The following is a 5,615-nucleotide window of genomic DNA, read 5'->3' as shown; positions in this document are numbered from 1 at the left end:
TCTACCAACTCCATGGGACCTTAGTATTAGAGGGGATTTGTCATTCTCTGATAGATCGAGGTTTTCCAGTTCATCTACAACCTTCAATCCACGGTCTTCAAATCTTCCTACCACACGTTTGTTGTGTATGAGTTCTCCAAAACAGTATAGTGCAACATGATCCTCAAGAGCTTTATTTGTCATAGCAAGTGCTCTATCAACACCAAAGCATGTTCCATAGTAATCCGCCAGTATTATTTCCATTATGATGCTTCTCCATCTTTATTCTTAAGATTGTATATATTACTCATTATATCCCTACTTAACTGAACATAGTCTGAAGACTCAAGTTCTTTTGGATTTAGCTCATTGAAGTCGTATTTCTTTCCATAATATACGTCGACTCTTCCAAAAAGTTTGAATTTTGAATCAATATAAACTGGAAGAATAGTTGATTTTGATCTTACTGCAAGCATTCCTATTCCACCCTTGACTGCACTCTCGTCATACTTGTCCATTCTTGTACCCTCTGGAAATATTCCAAGAGTATTTTTCCCTTTGAGGATTTTTAAGGAATTCTTAATGGCTGCCAATGAATTGCCGCTTCTGTCAACGGGAAATGCACCAATGCCTTTAAGAAAGGATGCTATGAAACGGTTTTTAAAGATCTCCTTTTTTGCCATGAATCTAATATTGCCATTAAATGTTATGGCTATCATTATAGGATCAAATATTGTTTTATGGTTAGAACAAATAATCAGTGGTTCACCTTCATTTTTTCTTTCATCAATTGAATGAACTTTAACGCGAAACGCTAAGTTGAAAATAACCAGTAAAACATTTCTTACTATTTTATATAGCATTTACTCCTCCTTTGATGTAGCCGATCATTTTTTCAACTACTTCCTCTATAGTCATGGAGGTGGTATCAATTTCTATTGCATCTTTAGCTTTTGTAAGTGGAGATATTTCTCTATTTTTGTCATTGAAATCTCTTTCTTTAATGCTGTTGATAATTTCTTCCAGTGAAGTGTCCATTCCCTTGTCCAACATGTCCTTGTATCTTCTTTTGCCCCGAACTTCTTCGTTGGCTGTCAGATAAAACTTGTAATCCGCATTTGGGAATACCACTGTACCAATGTCCCTTCCTTCAAGAACGATATTTTCACCTAATGATATGTTTCTCTGCATCTCTACGGCAAATACTCTGATTTCAAATTTGCTTGAATACTGAGAAGTCTTTTGCGATATGGACTCTGTTCTAATATCATCATCAATTATCTTTCCATTAAGGTAGATATGATCCATAGTATACTTCATATCAATATTTGATAGAGAATCAGCCAGTATCCTTTTGTTTTCTATATCTATGTTTCTATTACATAGATATAGAGTTATGGTTCTGTAAATGGCTCCTGTATCGAGATACATATAACCCATTTTTTTACCAAGCTTCTTTGCAATAGTGCTTTTGCCTGCTCCTGCAGGTCCGTCGATAGCTATAATCATATCAGCTTTCCCTATTTAAATCAGGTCTTAATCGACTTGCATTTTTAAGATATACATGATTCGGTTTCCTGTTTTCCATTCTTGCAAACATCAAAATCCTTATGCATTTTCGCAAGCTTCCTTCTACATGCATTTCCTGCATGCACATATAGGTAGGGTTTTCAAGTCCCATTTCCCTTGCATGTTTTGCAGGATAGGATTTTGTTAAATCGTTTGTTACTGTAAAAATTACACTTTCAATATCATCATGGTTTAAAGAATTTTCCTTGATGACACCTTCAAGCAGTTCTATAGTACTTTTTTTGATATCATTTTCAGTATTATAGTCTGCTGTTATTGCACCTCTGATAGTCTTCATAAAAATCACCTCTAATATTATATTATAAAAATGGCTTCAATACAATAAAAAATAACAATTAATAAATAAAAAAACCGGTTTTTGACCGGTTTTTTTACAATGGCAATAAGCTGCTAATTATCTTCTTCAAGGGGCTTCTTATAAATACTATATCTGTCCCATGCATTTTCCAAAATATCAAAATACTGTACTATATCGTCTTTTTCTCTAATCCCAACACTCATAATCAGAGAGTTTATTACAGCCATAGGTGTTACAAGAGAATCGACAAAGGAAACCATGTTACTTTTTCCAAGTAGTGCAATATCAGACAGTGCGTAAAAAGGTGAAGATTCAGTATCTGTAATAGCCAGAATTTTTGCATTCCTGTCTTTAACAAAATTTACTGCATCCATAGATTGCTTCGAATATCTTGGATAACTGATGATTATAAAGAGGTCGTCTTCACTTATTCTTACAATTTGCTCAAAGAGTGAGTTTGAACCTGAGTTGAGCACCTTAACATTATCAAGAATTACATCAAGATAAAATCCCAGGTACAGTGCAAGGGTGTATGACACCCTCATTCCAAGAATATAAATCTTTTTTGCATTGAAAACCATATCCGCTGCTTTTTCAAGCCGTTCCTGATCCAGTTCTTCCAGGTAGTTTTTCAAGGAAGCAACTTCGTTTTTCAAAACTTTTTTGATGAATTCATCAGAATCATCCTGGTCTTCTTCAAGAGACATCCTCTGAACGGTAGTAAGTTTGTTTTTAATCATTACCTGAAGTGATTTCTGCAACTCAGGATAACCGTCAAAACCAAGGGCTGTTGCGAATCTAACAACTGTGGATTCACTTACATCTACAGTCTGTCCAATTTTTGAAGCAGTCATGAAAGCGGCCTTGTCATAGTGATCAATAATAAACTGCGCTATAGCCTTCTGTCCCTTGCTGAACTTAAAATAACTGTTCTGAATAATTCTGATTACGTCTTCGTTGGCATCTATGTTCATATTATCATCCTTAATAGTGAATTATAAAAGAGATATACCTTTGTTGAAAGCTTCCTTGTTTATTTTATCAGTTCCTGGAGGAACTCTCTTAAGTACAGCTTCTAAGATATTCTTTTCCTCAAGAATATCAAGTATATTGCTGATCGCACCCAAGGATATAATATTTGCAACCATAGGTTTTTTCATCTCTTCTATTGCTGTTTTCAGTATTGGCAACTTGTATATTGTTGCATCAGTTGCAACATTAGTTTCAATACTGTCATCTATAACTAGTATACCATCATTTTTTAATGATGCAATATATTCGTCATAAGATTTTTGAGTAAGGCATAGAAGAAGATCACACTGTTGTACTTTTGGGTAATTTATTTCTTCAGTGCTGATTATTACTTCAGCTTTGCTGGCTCCGCCTCTTGCTTCAGGTCCATAAGATTGAGACTGCACTCCGTTTATTCCTTGAATAAGACTGGCATCAGCAAGGATAATTCCTGCAAGGATAAGTCCCTGTCCACCTGAACCACTTAATCTAATTTCATATTGCTTAGACATATTAGTTCTCCTTTATGAACATATCGATAATTTTTTGATATTTAGCTGTATATTCTTCTTCTGGCTTGTTGTAGAATTCACCCATGAGAGTTTTGCATTCTGCAAGCTCAGGTTTCTTCTCAGCAACCTTGATGTCTATATAGTTATCTTTTAAATTCTGAATCATTTGAACTGCGCTGCCCTTCTTGTTTTTTCTTCCATAGTATGTAGGACAAGAACTAACCGCTTCAACAAATGAGAATCCTTCATTCATAATTGCTTTTTCTATATATGTAGTAAGCTGTTTAGCATGATATGCAGTAGCTCTGGCAACATATGTAGCTCCTGCAGCATTTGCAAGATCGCAAAGGTCAAAGCTCTTATCTATATTTCCATAAGGGGCCGTAGTTCCATAATCTCCTGATGGAGTTGTAGGCGAATACTGTCCTCCAGTCATTCCGTAAATATTGTTGTTGAATGCAACCGTTGTAATATCTATGTTTCTTCTTGCTGCATGTATAAGGTGGTTACCACCGATTGCAGAACAGTCTCCGTCACCAGTAAGTACTATTACCTTAAGGTTGGGTTGAGACATCTTGATACCCGTTGCAAATGCAAGTGCTCTTCCGTGAGTTGTGTGAAGAGTATTGAAATCCATATATCCTGGAGCTCGTGATGAACATCCGATACCTGAAACTATACAGATATTGTCCTGGTCAAGACCAAGATTATCTATTGCTCTAGCAACTGCATGCATTATTATACCGTGTCCACATCCGGGGCACCAGATATGAGGAAGGTTTTCTTCTCTGAAATATTTTTGTACTAAACTACTTGCGTTCATTATAATACCTCCTTAGTAAATTCATATAATTCACCAGGGTTTAATGGCTGTCCGTCTATTCTTCCGTAGAATTCAACCTGACAGTCAGCCGCTGCAACTCTTCTTACTTCACCAACATATTGTCCCATATTCATTTCAGGAACTATTACCAGCTTTACATTTTCAGTAAGATTTTTAAGTTGTTTTTCTGCCAAAGGCCAAATAGTAATAGGTCTGAACATTCCAGCTTTTATTCCTTCGCTTCTTAACTTGAGTACCGTATCTTTTGCTGCTCTTGAAGTCGCTCCGAAAGCAACATAAGCAACCTCTGCATCTTCAAGCATGAATTCCTCGTACTTGACTATGTCGTCAACATTGTTGTCTATCTTATCCATAAGTCTATGAAGTAAATCATGTGAAATCTTTGCATCAGTACTTGGGAATCCTGTCACATCATGTACAAGTCCAGTAACATGGTATTTGTATCCACTTCCAAAATCAGCCATAGGAGGAATAAGATCTTCATCAGGCTGGTATGCAAGATATTCATCTTTGCTGCCGTTTGGTTTTTTTCTATCTATAATTTCTATTGCATCCTTAACTGACAAATCGACTTTTTCTCTCATATGTGCAATTATTTCATCTAATAGAAGTATAACCGGAGTTCTATATTTTTCGGCCATGTTGAATGCATCAATTGTAGTTGTATATATTTCCTGTACTGAGTTTGGATAAAGAGCTATTACAGGGTGGTCTCCGTGAGTTCCCCATTTAGCCTGCATTATTTCTCCTTGCGCCGGAGATGTAGGCAATCCTGTACTAGGACCTCCTCTTTGTACGTTAACCACTACACATGGAATTTCTGCTATACATGCATAGCCAAAGTTTTCTTGTTTAAGTGAAAATCCAGGACCACTTGTAGCAGTCATTGACTTCTTACCTGTTAAGGATCCGCCAATAGTTGCAGCCATTCCTGCAATTTCATCTTCCATTTGGATGAAATGACCACCTACTGTAGGTAGTTTTTCAGCTGACAATTCCGCCAACTCAGTTGAAGGAGTAATAGGATATCCAGCATAGAAATTCATTCCTGCTGCAATAGCACCTTCAACACACGCTTCATTTCCTTGGAGTAATTTAATATTATTGCTCATCAGATACCTCCTCTAAAAATATTGCCAAGTCAGGGCATCTCAGTTCACACATACCACACGATATACAATCATCTGGTCTTGTGATATCTATGATTCCGTTTTTCAATTCCAAAACATTTTTAGGACAGAATTCCACGCAAATTCTGCAACCTTTACACCATTTTTTATTAGTAACTACTTTTTTGGGCGTGCCCATACAGCTACCTCCTATTAATAAATTCAACTAAATAATAGCACTGTGAAATTTATTTTGCAAGAAAAATTTCATG

8 protein-coding genes and 1 pseudogene are annotated in these 5,615 nt (G+C 36.1%); all 9 read right to left on the bottom strand.

Translation table 11 applies throughout. The features are described 5' to 3' along the window. Window positions 1-243, bottom strand: a pseudogene (locus AC3AX0_RS05990) (4-hydroxy-3-methylbut-2-enyl diphosphate reductase); the annotation flags it as partial. After that, the gene (locus AC3AX0_RS05985; protein ID WP_487549396.1) at window positions 243-842 is read right to left on the bottom strand and encodes a lysophospholipid acyltransferase family protein; all 600 of its coding nucleotides are present in this window, start codon (window positions 840-842) and stop codon (window positions 243-245) included. The pseudogene AC3AX0_RS05990 and the gene AC3AX0_RS05985, both read right to left, overlap by 1 nt. Continuing rightward, window positions 832-1,488, bottom strand: coding sequence for a (d)CMP kinase (gene cmk / locus AC3AX0_RS05980; protein ID WP_487549395.1), 657 nt, complete (start codon window positions 1,486-1,488; stop codon window positions 832-834). Before cmk ends, AC3AX0_RS05985 begins: the two co-directional genes overlap by 11 nt. Window position 1,489: 1 nt before the next feature. Continuing rightward, complete coding sequence (gene aroH, locus AC3AX0_RS05975; protein ID WP_487549394.1) at window positions 1,490-1,846, bottom strand: chorismate mutase; 357 nt, start codon at window positions 1,844-1,846, stop codon at window positions 1,490-1,492. 113 nt (window positions 1,847-1,959) lie between these two features. After that, a complete protein-coding gene (locus AC3AX0_RS05970; protein ID WP_487549393.1) occupies window positions 1,960-2,841 on the bottom strand; it encodes a MurR/RpiR family transcriptional regulator in 882 nt (293 codons plus the stop codon). A 21-nt stretch (window positions 2,842-2,862) separates the two neighbouring features. Next, window positions 2,863-3,390 carry a 2-oxoacid:acceptor oxidoreductase family protein gene (locus AC3AX0_RS05965; RefSeq protein WP_487549392.1) on the bottom strand — a complete coding sequence of 176 codons (528 nt, stop codon included), beginning with the start codon at window positions 3,388-3,390 and terminating at the stop codon, window positions 2,863-2,865. A gap of 1 nt (window position 3,391) precedes the next feature. Then, on the bottom strand, window positions 3,392-4,213 hold the full coding sequence (locus tag AC3AX0_RS05960; protein ID WP_487549391.1) for a 2-oxoacid:ferredoxin oxidoreductase subunit beta: 822 nt from the start codon (window positions 4,211-4,213) through the stop codon (window positions 3,392-3,394). Continuing rightward, window positions 4,213-5,346 (bottom strand): 2-oxoacid:acceptor oxidoreductase subunit alpha, encoded by a 1,134-nt coding sequence (locus AC3AX0_RS05955; RefSeq protein ID WP_487549390.1) that lies wholly within the window; start codon window positions 5,344-5,346, stop codon window positions 4,213-4,215. The genes AC3AX0_RS05960 and AC3AX0_RS05955 overlap by 1 nt, the downstream gene beginning before the upstream one ends. Next, entirely contained in the window at window positions 5,336-5,542 is a 207-nt protein-coding gene (locus AC3AX0_RS05950) for a 4Fe-4S binding protein (RefSeq protein ID WP_487549389.1), read from the bottom strand. The genes AC3AX0_RS05955 and AC3AX0_RS05950 overlap by 11 nt, the downstream gene beginning before the upstream one ends. Window positions 5,543-5,615 lie beyond the last annotated feature (73 nt).

This window comes from Dethiosulfatibacter sp., from assembly GCF_983023055.1.
The sequence above is the reverse complement of the archived record's forward strand: the minus strand, read 5'-3'. Positions and strand labels throughout refer to the sequence as shown.